This window comes from Amycolatopsis sp. NPDC043885 (assembly GCF_056435685.1).
In genome coordinates this window covers 1,608,284-1,623,267 of sequence record NZ_JBWKEA010000001.1, presented here as the reverse complement: position 1 = coordinate 1,623,267, position 14,984 = coordinate 1,608,284, and the positions used below count along the sequence as shown (strand labels likewise).

Genomic DNA, 14,984 nt, shown 5'->3' with positions numbered 1-14,984 from the left:
CCAACCACGACCCGGCGGCATTTCTTCCTCGTCCGCTCAGCGGGACGCGACGAGTTTCGCGTACCGCGTCCCGGCGCCGAGCAGCACCAGGCCGGCGATGAGGAAGGCGGCGACCCTGGCCAGGCCGTCCAGCGCGGCGAGGTCGAACAGCACCAGCTTCAGCACCGCCGCGCCGACCAGTACGAAGCCGATCACCCGCAGGTTGACCGCGGAGATGCCGCGGACGAGCAGCACGAGCGCGGCGACCGTCCAGGACACCGTGATCACCACGTGGCCGACCAGGAACCCCGAGCGGCCGGGAACGGCCAGCATCGCGCCGCACAGCACCATCGCGCCCGCGCCGTAGAGCCCGCAGACCCCGGCGAAGAGCCACGGCACCACGTTCTCCGCCGCGGCCTTGAACAGCCCGAGCCGGTGCGCGACCCACGGAAGCGTGATCGAGACGGCCAGGATGGCGAGGGCCACCAGGAAGGCGGCGGCGAGGTCGGCGTCCGGACGGTTCCGGATCAGGAAGAAGAGCGTCGGCGGGACGTCGAAGACCAGCGCGATCATGCCGCCGATGACAGTGAAGCCCAGCCCGCCGAAGAGCGCCACGTGCTTCTTCGTCCACAGCGCGAGCAGTGCCAGCAAGACCCCTTCGCCGATGAGGATCGCCGAACGGGCACTGCCGTCGAACAGCGTCATCGTCGTCTGGAGAGCCGCGACCAGCCCGGCGGCGCCCGCGAGGTCACCCGTCCAGCCGTCGAGCCACTGTCCGGCCGCCCACACCGCGAGCAGCACCAGCGCGACCGAAGCCGTGACGAGCACGGCCGGGGTCTTCGGCAGGAACAACGCGGCGAGCAGCGAAGGCGCGGGGGCGACGGCGAGCAGGGCGAGCGCGGCGGCGTCCCCCGGCCGCTTGGCGGTGACGATCAGGGCCAGCGCGAGTCCCACGCCTCCCGCGGCCAGCGCGGCGGCGGTGTTGGCCGTGCTGCCGCCGAGACCGGCGAACGCCGTGCTGAAGACCGACGCGACCAGCGGCGGGATCCCGGCCGCGACCGCGACCGACGGCCACGACTGGCGCAGCTGCACCGGCGTCGAAGCGACCTGGACCACGAGCAGGAACGCGACCAGCTGCGGGGTGAAACCCTGCGTGATGATCGGCGCGCAGACCACGCAGCCGAGCACGACGGCCGTCGCGAGCAGCGACGACTTCCACCGCACGGCCAGCAGCAATCCGCCGACCGCGATCAGGAGCCCGATCGCGAGACCGGCGTAGGACGGCAGGTACTCGTACATCGTCGTCGCGGCGATGGCGTCGAGGTACAGCGCGCCGATCCCGGTCGCGGCGAGCGCGAACGCACCCGTGCGGCCGGCCGGCGTGCGGTGCAGGCGAAGCCCGATCCCGACCAGCGCCGCGCCGAGCACGGCACCGCCGATCACCCGCGGCAACGGGCCGAACCAGCCACGCTGGATCGCGAGCACGAGGAACAGCACGATGCCGAGCAACGTGACCGCGCCGCCGATCCAGGCCAGCAGTCTGCTGCCGGCGCCTTCCTTGCCCAGCTTCTCGGCGAGCGACACCTTCGGGGCAGGCTGGTACGGGCGGTAGGGCTGCTGATACTGCTGGCGGTACTGCTGCTGCCATTGCGCGTACTGGGCCTGCTGGTACTGAGCCTGCTGGTATTGCTGCTGGTAGTGGGCGTACTGCGGGTGCTGCTGGTACGGAGGGTGAGGGTACGACTGCTGCGGGGCCTGCTGGGCCTGGGGCTGCTCGGCTTGCGGCTGCGGTTTCTGCTGGGCCTCGGGCTGCTCGGCTTGCGGCTGCTGCGCCTCTTCGGCCTGCTTTTGGGGCGCCTGCTCAGGCGCCTCTTCGTGCTGCGGCCCCGCCGCGGACTGGACGGTCCGCAACTCCGTGCCGACCCGCGCGAGGCGGGCCCCAAGGTCGTCGATCTCCCCGGCGAGCCTGAGGAGCACATCCCCATCGGTGGTCATGGCGATCAGCATGCGGCCTGAGGACCCCCGAGGGATCCGTAGCACTACTCAATCGTGATGACGATGTGGTCGCGACCTGCGAGATCATCGCGATCGGGCCCACACCCGGAGGGCTCGCAGAAGGTCGATGTACCGGAAGCCCGGCCAGTTGGCGTCACAGAAGTACAGCTGGGAATCCTTCGCCTGCCAAAGCAGGAATCCGGACAGCCGGACCTCGCCGCTGGTCCGGATGATCAGGTCCGGATCGGGACTGCCCACTGTGTACAGATGCGCGGAAAGGGCGTCCACGGAAACGGACTCCGCGATCTCCACCAGGGGCTTGCCGTCCGCGGCCCCTTCGAGCACGAGATCGCGTACGGCGTCGACGATCTCCTCGCGGCTTCCGTACCCGATGGCGAGAGTCAGCTCAGGCCCCGTCGCACCGCGAGTGTCCTCTTCGGCCTGCTTCAGCACTTCGGCCGTGGACGACGGCAGCATGTCGAGACGCCCCACGGGAACGACACGCCAGTTCGCACCCGGCGCGGTGAGCCGGTCACGGACGACGTCCTCGATCACCTGCATCAAGAAGGCCATCTCCGGCGACGCGCGCTTCGTCAGGTTGTCGACCGAAGCGAGGTACACCGTCACGTGCCCGATACCGAGGCCTTCGCACCACGTCATCAACCGGGCGATGTGACGGGCGCCGTGCCGATGCCCCTCACGGACGTCCTCGAACCCCATCGCACGGGCCCAGCGACGATTGCCGTCGATGATCACGCCGACGTGCCGCGGCAGCGGGCCTCGGCGGAGGCGGGCGCGGAGCCGTCGGGCGTAGAGGTCGTCGAGTCTGGTCCGGACGCTCATGGAGGCGAAGCTACCGAAATCGGGGGTCGGCGCGCTGAACGCTCATGAGCTACGCTGGACGCGGAGTGTGACGCCGTGGGCATCACACGAGTCGCAGGGCCAGGTGCACCCGGGGAATACCGGGACCCTGGCCTTACGCATATCCGGGATCAGGCACGTGTGTCGACCTCCAGCTCGATCGCACACGTGGCCAGTTGGTCGGCGTAGTCGGGGAATCCTTGTCTTCGAGCGCGGACAGCCCCGGCGACGATGTCCGGAATCCACAACAGCGGCTCGTCCGCGCCACGAACGTGCCGACCCGGGCGTCAAGTTGGGCTGTGCGGCCTTCAGCGACCAAAAGGCCGACGTCGAGTAGGTGCAACTCCATCACCAGTCGCTGCATACACAGGGAACGGCCACGTTCCTGGCGTCGCACCGGCACCGGAGTACCCACCGCCACCAGGTGCAGTTCCTCGAAGTCGGCGACCTGTTTGACGACCCCTCGCTTCTGAGCATCGGCCAAGACGTTCCAGTGCAGCTTCCCCGTGCGTTCGGCCCTCATGTCCAGCATGGCCTTGCGCAGTTCGGCATGCCGTTCGACGGGCAGGACCGCGGCCGCGAGTACGTAGAAACCACCGTCGTCGTCTTCCCTGAACGATTCGTCGGCGAAGGCCTGCAGCACGGACATCCGCCGAGCCTAGGGATTCCCGCCCGGCTCGATAGGTACGGTCCGGCGCCCGGATTCGCGTTGCCGCAAGACCGCGCGGATCGTGTGAACACTCGGCCACCGTGTGGATTTTGGGACATCTGACGTCCCAAAATCCACACAGTCACGGCACGGGCTCACCGACGGCCTGTCGAGCTCTACTCCGAAGGCGTTCGCACAGTGCACTTCGACGACCTCCACTTTCCCGGGCTGACCGTGTGGAGAGACGAAGACGTGGCAGTCGAGAACGAGAAGTACCGCTTCCACCGTCTGCGCATCGAGCTGAGATCGCCGAAACACACGGGCGTGGTCGTCGCCGGCCGCTTGACCTATATCGACGGGACCTACCCCGACGGGCAGATGAAGTGGACCGTTATCGCCCCTCGCGGCGAGGAGATCGGCCACGGTGACCAGCCCACCTGCGAGTGACAGACACCACAGGCGACAATGGAGACGTGACAGCCACCCTGCGCAAGCCCAGCCTGAAGATCGGCCCCTACGAGGTCGATCCGCCGGTCGTGCTCGCTCCCATGGCGGGCATCACGAACGTCGCGTTCCGGCAGCTGTGCCAGGAGTACGGCGCCGGCATCTACGTCTGCGAGATGATCACCGCCCGCGCGGTGGTCGAGCGCCACCCCGGCACGATGCACATGATGACCTTCGGCGAGAACGAAAAGCCCAGGTCCATGCAGCTTTACGGGGTCGACCCCAAGACCATGGCCGAGGCCGTCCGCATCATCACCGGCGAGGGGCTCGCCGACCACATCGACAGCAACTTCGGCTGCCCGGTGGCGAAGGTGACGCGCAAGGGCGGCGGCGCGGCGTTGCCGTTCAAGCGCAAGCTGTTCGCGGACATCGTGCGTGAGTCGGCGAAGGCCGCGGCCGAGGCGGGGGTGCCGTTCACGGTCAAGTTCCGGGTGGGCATCGACGACGACCACCTCACTTACCTCGACGCCGGGCGGATCGCCGAGGCGGAGGGCGCGGCGGCGGTCAGCCTGCACGCGCGCACCGCCGCGCAGCGTTACTCCGGACAGGCCGACTGGACGAAGATCGCGGCCCTCAAGGAAGCGGTCACCAGCATTCCGGTGCTCGGCAACGGCGACATCTTCTCCGCCGAGGACGCGTTGCGCATGGTCGACGAGACCGGCTGCGACGGTGTCGTGGTCGGCCGCGGTTGCCTGGGCAGGCCGTGGCTGTTCGGCGAACTGGAAGCCGCCTTCGCCGGGCGCCCGCAGCCGACGCCGCCGAACCTCGGTGAGGTCGCGAAGGTGCTGCGCCGCCACACGGAACTGCTCGTCGAGCACGACGGCCACGACAAGGCCATGCGCGACATCCGCAAGCACATGGCTTGGTACTTCATGGGTTTCCCGGTCGGCTCCGAGCTTCGCCGCGGCTTCGCGATGTTGTCCAGCATGGACCAGCTCGACGATCTCATCGCCAAGCTCGACCACGACGCGCCCTTCCCCAGCGCGGCCACCGGGCCGCGCGGGCGGCAGGGTTCGCCGGGCAAGGTCACGCTGCCGCACGGCTGGCTCGACGACCCGGACGACGACTGCGTCCCCGAGGCCGAGGACATGCACTCGGGGGGCTGAAACGAAAAACGCTCCCGCCGGTCGGACCGGCGGGAGCGTTTTCTTTCACGACTCAGGTGCCCCTGGTCTTGTAGGCGAACTTCCACTGGCCGGTGTCGACCTCGAAACACCGCATGGTGATCGTGTAGTACCGGGCCATGTTGCTCTGCTCGATCTGGCAACTGTTCAGGCTGGAATACGGCCCGAGCTGACAGCCAGGATTCCCGTCACAGACCCCGGCGACCGAGACCGGTGCCTCTTCGGCCACCGCGACATTCGCCGCGGTGATACCGATGCCGCCCGCGAGCGCGACTGAAGCGGCGCCGACGGCGAGCCGGCGCCTCCAATTGTTCGACATGTGTTACCCCAGTTTCCCCAGTGCGGCCGGGCATCGACCGCCGCGTTATTAGACGATCAAGGAACCCTCCTCGTCAATCCCTTGCCGCCTGCCGGAAACCGGAGGCCCGTAAAGTCGGCGTCGTGATCGAGCAGCTGAGCATCCCCACCGCGGCCGGTTCCTTCGACGCCATCGCGGCGGGCCCCGAAGACGGCCGCCCTGTCCTGCTGCTGCACGGGTTTCCCGAAGCCGCGGTGGAATGGGAGCACCAGGTCGCGACGCTCGGCGTGCTCGGCTATCGCGCGGTGGCCCCGGATCAGCGCGGCTACTCCCCGGACGTCCGGCCGGAACAGGCGTCCGAGTACGGGATCGACGACCTCGTCGGCGACGTCATCGCGATCGCGGATCGCTTGGGGTGGAAAGAATTCGATCTTGTCGGACACGACTGGGGCGGCGCTGTCGCGTGGTGGACGGCCGACGCGCATCCGGGCAGGCTCCGGAGTCTCGCCGTGATTTCGACGCCGCATCCGGCGGCGCTGGCGGAGGCCATGAAGACCGACGAGGACCAGCATCTCCGGTCGGCGTACATGACCGAATGGCGGCAGACCCGGGTCACCGAACGGCGGATGCTCGAGAACAACGCCGACGCGCTGCGCCGCATGTTCGACTGGAAGGTGTCGCCGAGCAAGGTCGACGAGTACGTCCGGCGTCTGTCCGAACCGGGCGCGCTGACCGCCGCGCTCAACTGGTACCGCGCCGGCCGCCCCGGTGGGAAGATCGGCCCGATCGAGGTGCCGACGCTCTACATCTGGAGCACCGAGGACGCCGCCTTCGGCTCGACGGCCGCGCTCGACACCGCGAACCGGGTCACCGGCCCGTACCGCTTCGAGATGATCGAGGACGTCTCGCATTGGGTGGTGGAAGAGGCGCCCGAGGCCGTCACTTCTTTGCTCGTGGAGCACCTTTCGTCCCACTAACAGGGGTAACTCTGGTCGCGGTACCGGTTACAGCGAGCCTGCTGGTTCAGTGGGGCCGGTGAACAACATGACCGAAGTGGACACCGAACGCATCGTCTACGTCACCGAGGACGGTGAGCCGACCGGCGAAACAGCGCCCAAACTGGCCGCCCACCACGAGAACACCCGGCTGCATCTGGCCTTCTCCTGCTATCTGTTGCGCAGCAGCGACCAGGCCCTGCTGATCACCAGCCGCGCCGCCACCAAGAAGGTGTGGCCGAGGGTGTGGACCAACAGTGTCTGCGGGCATCCCGCACCGGGTGAACCGATCGAGGAGGCCGTCCGGCGCCGGGCCGCCTTCGAACTCGGCTTGTCCCGGCTGAACGGGCTCAGGTGTGTCCTCCCTTCCTATCGCTACTCGACGCCACCGTTCGAAGGCGTGGTCGAGAACGAGTTCTGCCCGGTCTTCGTCGCCTGGGTCGACGAAGATCCGGAACCGCATCCGGACGAGGTCGGCGACTGGCGCTGGCTGAGCTGGAATGATTACGCACTGTTGCTGAATGACGATGTGACTGACGTGAGTTACTGGGCGAAAGATCAGTTTTCGCAGCTCAAAGACGCGGAGCCGTTTTCGTCCTTACAGAACGGCACTCCGGTGCGTGACAATGACGCCGAGCCGTCGTCCTCTTGAGCGATATTCGCTTTGGCCCGTACTCATACCTCAAGAGATCCCTCCTATACGACGAAAACCAATTCGTGGCGGAGGTGAGCGTGGCAGCCGACGACGAGGCCGCGCTCCCATCGGGCGCGCCGACCACCGATCTGCTCACTTTGCATGAGTCGATCGCGCGAGTCCTCGCTACACAGGGTGATTGGCGCCGCGCGTACCACCACCTCAAATCCGCTTTGGACCTCGCCAGGGCAGGCAGCCTGCGGGACACCCTGACGTCCAGTTACAACCGCCGCTACCTCGATCAGTGGCTCCACGGCCCAGCCGTCGACCACCGCGGCCCGCCCGGCGTCGCCATCGCCTTGGTCGACCTCGACCTGTTCAAGGACGTCAACGACACTTTCGGGCATCTGGTCGGCGACCGCGTGCTCCGCGAGGTGGCCGACCTCCTGCAGCAGGGGCTCCCGCCGGAGGCGTTCTGCGCCCGCTACGGCGGCGAGGAGTTCGCGCTCGTCATCCCCGACGTCGACGCCGCCCGCGCCGTGCGCATCGCCGACACCGCCCGTATCCGGGTGGCCCGCCATCCGTGGCGCCGGATCCGTCCCGGCCTCGCCGTGACGATCAGCGTGGGACTCGCGCACGAAAGCCGCGCGGAACCGGATATCGCGGCGGAACCGGAACGGCAGTTGCGCAGCGCCGACGCTTTGTTGTATATGGCGAAACGGGCCGGGCGAAACAAAGTGGCCTATCAGGACGAAGAATCATCACGGACGATTCCGCAGCCGCTGAACGCGGCCGAGTCGGCCGGCGCCTAGCCACTCACTGGCCACTCGCCGCCACTCACACAGTAAGCGTCGCACTCTGCGTAGTGGTTTCGCACCTTTTAACGCAGCTTTAACCACGACCGCTCACCCGATCGCATGGACCGTTCGGCGCTTCTCGGTACCTTGAGTGAAGAAAATTCCGGGATGGTTGTCGTCACGAACCCGAGGTGTCCGTACGATAACGAAAGAGCTTCGACGAGTCGTGAAAGGAGACCGAGTGCCCGACGAGCACCACAACCCGGGGACCGGTCGCCACAGTCACACCGACAGAAGCGCCGGTGAGCGCGGCCGCAGGGCACGGCGACGCTCGATGGACACCCACGGCGGGATCAGCGTTTCCGACGTCGTCGCACGTCACACCGGTGAACGCCCGGTCTTCGATCCCACCGCCGAGGCGCCCGCTCCACGCCGACTCCGGCAGAGCGAACCGGCGTCCGAGCCTCCGAGACCCGGTGCTCGCGCCGCCCGGACGGAGCCGCCCGCGCCGCGTCGTCCGGCTGCTCCCGTCGAAAACCCGGCGCCCGCGCCTCGCGCGGCCAAACCCGCCACGCCGCGGGCACAGATGCCACCGCGGAACCCGCAACCGGCCGAGACCCCGCGTCCGCCTCGTGCGCGCCAGCCGCGCCGCACCTCACAGGCCGCGCCCAGCCCCGAAGCGCCGACTCAGCGCCGTCCGCCGTTGGTGAACCCGGGCGCGCAGCAGCAGCCCGCGGCACCGCCGTCCCCGCGTCGTCCCCGCCGCCCGGTGCAGCGGCCGGTGCAGCAGGTGCCGGTCCCGCCGAGGTCCGAGATGGACCGGCTCACGATGACCGACGAGCTCGAGGCGATCGACGACGCGACGATCACCAAGCGCAAGATCGACCACACGCTGGCCCGGTTCTCCGCCGCGCACGACGAACTCGAGGCCGAAGAGGCCAAGAAACGCGAGCGCCGCGAACGGCTCGCCGCCCGCCCCGCCGCGCTGCTGGAGCAGACCCGCACGGCACTGCAGCGGGTGGTCACGACCACCGATTCCGCACCCGCGGAAGCCGCCGAGGAATCGGCGCCGCAGACCCGTCTGCAGGAGAAGAAGGAACGCAAGACCAGGCAGACGGCCAAGGCGGGCCGGATCGCCGCCGCCGTGGTCGCCGCGCTCGTGTTCCTCTCCATCGGTTCGGCGTGGGGCGCCCAGACCTGGTTCGACGCGAAGTTCAACACCGTCGCTTCGCTCGACGAAGACTCGGCCGACATCCAGGACGCCGCCGGCCAGACCGGCGACGAGAACTTCCTGATGGTCGGTTCCGACAGTCGTGACGGCGCGGCCGCCGAAGACGGCGTCGGCGACGCCGACGGCACCCCGGGCGCCCGTTCGGACACGGTCATGATCGCGCACGTCCCCGCCGACCGGCAGCGGGTCGTCATGGTGTCCTTCCCGCGCGACCTCGAGATCAGCCGTCCCGAATGCAAGCGCTGGGACCCGGCGACGTCGTCGTACTCGGAAGAGTCCGCGCCGGCGCAGAAGATCGCGAAGCTGAACACCGCCTACGCGGTCGGCGGCCCGCAGTGCGTCACGAAGGTCATCCAGCAGATCACCGGCATGAAGATGAACCACTTCGTCGGGATCGACTTCAACGGCTTCAAATCCATGGTCGACGCCGTGCAGGGCGTCACCGTGTACAACGAGAAGCCGGTCGACGACACCACGCTCGGCATGATCATCCCGCAGGCGGGCGAGGTGCGGATCTCCGGCGACCAGGCGCTGAACTATGTCCGGGCGCGGCACGTCAAGGGCGACCCGACGTCGGACTACGGCCGGATCAAACGGCAGCAGGCCTTCCTCGGCGCGTTGCTGAAGACCGTGATGTCGAAGGAAGTCATCCTGGACACCGGCAAGCTCAGCGGGTTCATCGACGCGTTCGCCAAGGCCACCTTCGGCGAGAACCTCGGCATCAAGCAGATGATGACGTTGGCGAAGTCGATGCGCGGGATGGGATCGGACAAGGTCAAGTTCCTGACCGTGCCCACCACCGAAGAGGCGAACAAACGCGGCAACGAGGTGCTGGTCCAGAGCAAGGCGAAGGCCGTCTTCGACGCGCTGATCAACAACACCCCGCTGGAAGAGAAGGCGCCGGCGCCTCCCGCCGGCGAAACGGCGTCCACTCCGACCAGCTCCGCCAAGTCCGGCGGCGCCAAGAAGAGCAGCAGCTCAGGCTGAGGATCATTCGTTAGTCCGGGTTCACGTCGGGTTCACTCTGGGATGCGGCTTTTGACCCCAGTTCCGGCGTAGGGTTGGGCCATGCGTGAGGCTTACCATGTCGAACTCGAACAGCTCGCCGAGAACCTAGCGAGCATGTCACTCCAGGTCGCCGACGCGATGGAGCGGGCGACCCGGGCGTTGCTCGAGGTCGATCTCGGACTCGCCGAGCAGGTGATCAGCGACGACGCGAAGGTCGACGACGCGCGCGCCGAATGCGAGGAGCAGGCGTACGCGCTGCTGGCCCTGCAGGCACCCGTCGCGACCGACCTGCGGACCGTCCTCGCCGCGATCCACGCGGCGGAGAGCCTGGAGCGGATGGGCGATCTGGCCCTGCACGTGGCCAAGGCCGCGCGCCGCCGTCACCCGGATCCCGTGCTGCCCGACGAGGTGAAGGCCGACTTCGCCAAGATGGGCGAGGTCGGGGTGAACCTGGCCCGCCAGGTCGAGCAGGTCATCAAGTCCAAGGACGTCGAGGCCGCCCGCACGATCGAGTCGGACGACGACGAGGTCGACGAGATCCACAAGCACCTGTTCACGGTCATCATGGACCGGAACTGGGACCACGGCGTCGCCGCGGCGGTGGACGTCACGCTGCTGGGCCGCTTCTACGAGCGCTTCGCCGACCACGCCGTCTCGGTCGCGCGCCGGATGATCTTCGTGGTGACCGGCAAGATGCCCGGCTACGGACCCGACGAGCTGTAGGCACTTCGCTCTGGAGCCAAGGGGCCCTTCACCGCATCTCACGCGGTGAAGGGCCCCTTCGTCACGTCAGCGCCGGGCCTCACGTGGGTCGTGAGTGGCGATTCGGGTTCTAACCCGAATCGCCACTCACGACCACCCGACTCAGCCGAAGCGGCCCGAGATGTAGTCCTCGGTCGCCTTCTCGTCCGGGTTCGAGAAGATCTTCTCGGTGTCGTTCAGCTCCACCAGGCGCCCCGGCTGGCCGACGCCCGCCAGGTTGAAGAACGCGGTCTGGTCCGACACCCGCGCCGCCTGCTGCATGTTGTGCGTCACGATGACGATCGTGTACTCCTTCTTGAGCTCACCGATCAGGTCCTCGATGGCGAGCGTCGAGATCGGGTCGAGCGCGGAGCACGGCTCGTCCATCAGCAGCACGTCGGGCCGCACGGCGATCGCCCGCGCGATGCAGAGCCGCTGCTGCTGACCACCGGAGAGGCCGCCGCCCGGCTTGTTCAGCCGGTCCTTGACCTCGTTCCACAGGTTCGCGCCGCGCAGGGCGCGCTCGGCGACCTCGTCGAGCTCCTTCTTGCCCTTGGTGCCGCCCAGGCGCAGCCCGGCCACGACGTTGTCGCGGATGGACATCGTCGGGAACGGGTTGGGCCGCTGGAACACCATGCCGATCGTGCGGCGGACCTGCACCGGGTCGACCCCGGCGCCGTAGATGTCCTCGCCGTCGAGCAGCACCTCACCCTCGACGCGGGCGCCGGGGATGACCTCGTGCATGCGGTTCAGCGTGCGCAGGACGGTCGACTTGCCGCAGCCCGACGGGCCGATGAACGCGGTGACGTTCCGCGGCGGCACCGAGAGGGTGACGCCGTCCACGGCGTGGAATTTGCCGTAGTAGATGTCCACGTCTTTGACGTCGATTCGTTTGGCCATCTCAAACAGCTCACTTCTTCTTCGGGGCGACAAGACGGGCAAAGAGCATGGCGAGGAGGTTCACGATCGCGATGATCAGTACCAGGGTGAGCGCCGCACCCCAGATCCTGTCGAACGCGACGGTACCTTCGTCGAACGGGTTGCTGACCCGTTCGTTGTTCATCAGAAGCGGCAAAGCGGCCTGCTCGCCACCGAAGATGTCCCAGTTCACGTAGGCCGAGTAGCCCACGAGGACCAGCAGCGGCGCGGTCTCGCCCATGACCCGGGCGAGCGCCATCATGATGCCGCCGATGATGCCGGACAGCGCGGTCGGCAGGACGATCTTCATGATCGTCTTCCACTTCGGCACGCCGAGCGCGTAGGAGGCTTCGCGCAGGTCGTCCGGGACGATCCGCAGCATCTCCTCCGAGGAGCGCACGACCACCGGGATCATCAGCAGCACCAGGGCCAGCGACACGGCGAAACCGCTGCGCGGGAGGCCGAAGGTGGTGATCCACAGGGCGTAGACGAACAGCGCCGCGACGATCGAGGGGACACCGGAGAGGATGTCCACCATGAACGTGGTGATCTTCGCGAGTTTGCCGCGGCCGTATTCGACCAGGTAGATCGCGACCAGCATGCCGATCGGCACCGCGATGATCGCGCAGACCAGGCCCTGCAGCACCGAGCCGATGACGGCGTGGGCCACGCCGCCGCCGACCTCGTCCGACAAAACCGAGCCGAAGTCCTCGGTCCACCAGTTGCTGTAGGGGATCCGCTTGACACCGTTGATGACCACGGTGGCGAGCAGCCACACCAGCGGCACGACGGCGATAAGGAACGACAGCCAGATCAGCGCCGTGGCGAAGCCGTTCTTGACCTTCCTGGCCATGCTGACCTGCTGGAAGGCGGGGGTGGTGGCGGGGGTCTTCTCGAGCGTGGTGGACATGCTCAGTCCCCCTTCTTGGCGATGACGGATCGCGCGATGAAGTTGACGACGAGCGTCAGCAGGAACAGCACGAGACCCGCCGCGATGTACGCGCCCGCCGAGATCTCGTTGTTGAGTTCCGCGTAGTCCGCCGCGATCTTCGAGGCGAACGTGGCGCCGCCGTCGAAGAGGCTCCAGGTGAACTCGCGGCCGACCGCGCCGGTCAGGATGATCGCGAGCGCGATCGTCTCGCCGAGCGCGCGGCCGAGGCCGAGCATCGAAGCGCCGATGTAGCCCGCCTTGCCGAACGGGAGCACCGTGGTGCGGATGACCTCCCAGCGGGTGGCGCCCAGCGCCAGCGCGCCCTCGATATGCGGGGTCGGGGTCCGCTCGAACACCTCACGGGACAGCGAGGTGATGATCGGCAGGATCATCACGGCCAGCACGATGCCCGCGGTGAAGATGGTGCCGCGCAGGTCCGGCGAGACGTTGCCCGCCGCGAAGAGCGGGATCCACGAGAAGGTGTCGTTGACCCACTGGGAGAAGGGCTCGATCGCGGGCGCGAAGACCATCAGGCCCCACAGGCCGTAGATGATCGAGGGGACCGCGGCGAGCAGGTCGATCACGTACGCGAACGGCCGCGCCAGCCGCTTCGGCGCGTACTGGGTGAGGAAGAGGGCGATCCCGAGCGAGATCGGCATCGCGATGATCAGCGCCAGCAGGGACGAGTACACCGTGACCAGCAGCAGGCCCATGATCCCGAAGCGCATGTCGTCGGGGGTGGTCTGCCAGACCTGGCTGGTCAGGAAGTTCACGTTGTCGGCCTGGAGCGCCGGGATGGCCTGCACCAGCAGGAACAATCCGATCAGGCCGATCAGCGAGACGACGAAGACGCCGGCTCCGGTGGTCAGGATCTGGAAGATGCGGTCACCGGGTCGCACCGTCCTGGAATTGGGGCTCGCGAGTCGCACCGAGGACTTCTCGGGCGGTGACGCGGCAGATTGCTCCGAAATCGGGTCCTCCGTGAAGGTCTCGCGGACGCCAGAACGCCCACCGGGGTCGCCGGTGGGCGTTCTGGGCGAAGATGAATCGCTCATCGACTACTTCGTTTACTGATCAACCGGAAAGGTTGGCAACAGGGTCAGGCGATGGCCTTGACGGCGGTCAGGACCTTGTCCTGCAGGCTCTGCGGGATCGGCACGTAGCCCTTTTCCGAAAGCGGCTTCTGACCGTCGGTGGCGGCGACGTTCAGGAACGCCTTGACGGCCTTGGCGACCTCGGCGTCCGCGTACTTGGAGCAGACGATCTCGTAGGTCGCGAGGATGACCGGGTAGGCGCCGGGCACGTTGCTGGAGTAGATCGCGTCCAGGTCGAGGGCCAGGTCGTTCGAGCCCTCCTTCTTGAACTTCGCCGCGTCGAGGGACTTGGCGACGTTCGCCGCGTTGAGCTCGACACCGCCGGAGCCGCTGTCGATGAGGGCGGTGCTGATGCCGTCCTTCGCGAACGCGGACTCGACGTAGGTGATGGCGCCGTCGGCGGACTTCACGGCGTTGGCGACACCGTTGGACTTCTCCGCGCCGTTGCCGACACCGCCGTTGAACTTCTTGCCGTCACCCTGGGTCCAGGCGCCCTTGGACGCGACCTTCAGGTACTTCTGGAAGTTGTCGGTGGTGCCCGACTCGTCGGTACGCGAGATGACCTGGATCGGCTTGTCCGGCAGGTTGAGGCTCTCGTTGCCCTTGACCGCCTTGATGGCCGGGTCGTTCCACTTGGTGATGCCACCGTTGAAGATCTTGGCGGTGACCTCGGGGGTCAGGGTCAGCTTGTCGACCCCGGAAAGCTTGTAGGCGACGGCGACCGGGCCGACGACGAGCGGGAGGTTCCACGCGTCGGAGGCGCACCGGGCCTTGGCCTTCTCGGCCTCTTCGGCCTTGAGCGGCGAGTCCGAACCGGCGAAGTCCACCTGGTTCGCGTTGAACTGCTTGATGCCGGCGCCCGAACCGCTGGGGTTGTAGTTCACCTTCTGGCCGGAGCACTTGGCGGCGTAAGCCTGCACGAAGATGTCGATCGCGTTCTTCTGCGCGGACGAGCCCTCGGCCGAAAGCGGGCTCTTGCCGCCGCATTCGACATTGGCCGCGCCACTCGGAGCGGCGGCGGCGCCCGTGCTGTCGGGCTTGGTCGCCGCCGGGTCGGATCCACAGGCGCCGAGCACGAGGGCGGCGGTGGCCACGATGCCGATCGCGCCCGCGGGCCGCATGATCTTCACTGCATTTCCTCCACTGGGAGACTTTCGCCGGATCGGTGGAACGGGAGCGTTCCTTCCGGACCCGGACACTAAGCACCGACAGTGGACAGGCGGCC

15 protein-coding genes are annotated in these 14,984 nt (G+C 67.7%); 7 read left to right on the top strand and 8 right to left on the bottom strand.

Translation table 11 applies throughout. The annotated features are described in order from the left end of the window. Positions 1-36: 36 nt before the first annotated feature. The 3 genes from AC069I_RS08150 to AC069I_RS08140 form a co-directional block, all read right to left on the bottom strand. Positions 37-1,986, bottom strand: coding sequence for a DUF2339 domain-containing protein (locus tag AC069I_RS08150; protein ID WP_478265060.1), 1,950 nt, complete (start codon positions 1,984-1,986; stop codon positions 37-39). A gap of 72 nt (positions 1,987-2,058) precedes the next feature. Beyond that, positions 2,059-2,817, bottom strand: a complete 759-nt coding sequence (uppS, locus tag AC069I_RS08145; RefSeq protein ID WP_478224266.1) for a polyprenyl diphosphate synthase — start codon at positions 2,815-2,817, stop codon at positions 2,059-2,061. 133 nt (positions 2,818-2,950) lie between these two features. Then, positions 2,951-3,484 (bottom strand): hypothetical protein, encoded by a 534-nt coding sequence (locus AC069I_RS08140; RefSeq protein WP_478224265.1) that lies wholly within the window; start codon positions 3,482-3,484, stop codon positions 2,951-2,953. A gap of 198 nt (positions 3,485-3,682) precedes the next feature. On the opposite strand from AC069I_RS08140, the gene AC069I_RS08135 reads away from it, so the two are divergent. Further along, positions 3,683-3,931, top strand: a complete 249-nt coding sequence (locus tag AC069I_RS08135; RefSeq protein WP_478224264.1) for a hypothetical protein — start codon at positions 3,683-3,685, stop codon at positions 3,929-3,931. Positions 3,932-3,957: 26 nt separating this feature from the next. After that, positions 3,958-5,094 carry a tRNA dihydrouridine synthase DusB gene (dusB, locus tag AC069I_RS08130; RefSeq protein ID WP_478224263.1) on the top strand — a complete coding sequence of 379 codons (1,137 nt, stop codon included), beginning with the start codon at positions 3,958-3,960 and terminating at the stop codon, positions 5,092-5,094. A 52-nt stretch (positions 5,095-5,146) separates the two neighbouring features. Here dusB and AC069I_RS08125 read toward each other — a convergent pair whose 3' ends face one another. Further along, the gene (locus AC069I_RS08125) at positions 5,147-5,431 is read right to left on the bottom strand and encodes a hypothetical protein (RefSeq protein ID WP_478224262.1); all 285 of its coding nucleotides are present in this window, start codon (positions 5,429-5,431) and stop codon (positions 5,147-5,149) included. Between the two features lie 122 nt (positions 5,432-5,553). On the opposite strand from AC069I_RS08125, the gene AC069I_RS08120 reads away from it, so the two are divergent. The 5 genes from AC069I_RS08120 (at position 5,554) to phoU (ending at position 10,798) form a co-directional block, all read left to right on the top strand. Then, positions 5,554-6,387 (top strand): alpha/beta fold hydrolase, encoded by an 834-nt coding sequence (locus tag AC069I_RS08120; protein ID WP_478224261.1) that lies wholly within the window; start codon positions 5,554-5,556, stop codon positions 6,385-6,387. Positions 6,388-6,454: 67 nt separating this feature from the next. Next, on the top strand, positions 6,455-7,057 hold the full coding sequence (gene idi / locus AC069I_RS08115; protein WP_478224260.1) for an isopentenyl-diphosphate Delta-isomerase: 603 nt from the start codon (positions 6,455-6,457) through the stop codon (positions 7,055-7,057). A 65-nt stretch (positions 7,058-7,122) separates the two neighbouring features. Continuing rightward, the gene (locus AC069I_RS08110) at positions 7,123-7,851 is read left to right on the top strand and encodes a GGDEF domain-containing protein (protein ID WP_478224259.1); all 729 of its coding nucleotides are present in this window, start codon (positions 7,123-7,125) and stop codon (positions 7,849-7,851) included. 799 nt (positions 7,852-8,650) lie between these two features. Further along, on the top strand, positions 8,651-10,054 hold the full coding sequence (locus AC069I_RS08105) for an LCP family protein (protein WP_478224463.1): 1,404 nt from the start codon (positions 8,651-8,653) through the stop codon (positions 10,052-10,054). Positions 10,055-10,135: 81 nt separating this feature from the next. Further along, entirely contained in the window at positions 10,136-10,798 is a 663-nt protein-coding gene (gene phoU / locus AC069I_RS08100; protein WP_034312635.1) for a phosphate signaling complex protein PhoU, read from the top strand. Positions 10,799-10,939: 141 nt separating this feature from the next. Here phoU and pstB read toward each other — a convergent pair whose 3' ends face one another. From pstB to pstS, 4 genes are all read right to left on the bottom strand, one after another. Beyond that, positions 10,940-11,716, bottom strand: coding sequence for a phosphate ABC transporter ATP-binding protein PstB (gene pstB, locus AC069I_RS08095; protein WP_005152681.1), 777 nt, complete (start codon positions 11,714-11,716; stop codon positions 10,940-10,942). Positions 11,717-11,726: 10 nt separating this feature from the next. Then, the gene (gene pstA, locus AC069I_RS08090) at positions 11,727-12,644 is read right to left on the bottom strand and encodes a phosphate ABC transporter permease PstA (RefSeq protein ID WP_478224258.1); all 918 of its coding nucleotides are present in this window, start codon (positions 12,642-12,644) and stop codon (positions 11,727-11,729) included. 2 nt (positions 12,645-12,646) lie between these two features. After that, a complete protein-coding gene (gene pstC / locus AC069I_RS08085; RefSeq protein ID WP_016338002.1) occupies positions 12,647-13,564 on the bottom strand; it encodes a phosphate ABC transporter permease subunit PstC in 918 nt (305 codons plus the stop codon). 200 nt (positions 13,565-13,764) lie between these two features. Further along, the gene (pstS, locus tag AC069I_RS08080; protein WP_478224257.1) at positions 13,765-14,889 is read right to left on the bottom strand and encodes a phosphate ABC transporter substrate-binding protein PstS; all 1,125 of its coding nucleotides are present in this window, start codon (positions 14,887-14,889) and stop codon (positions 13,765-13,767) included. Positions 14,890-14,984: the final 95 nt, after the last annotated feature.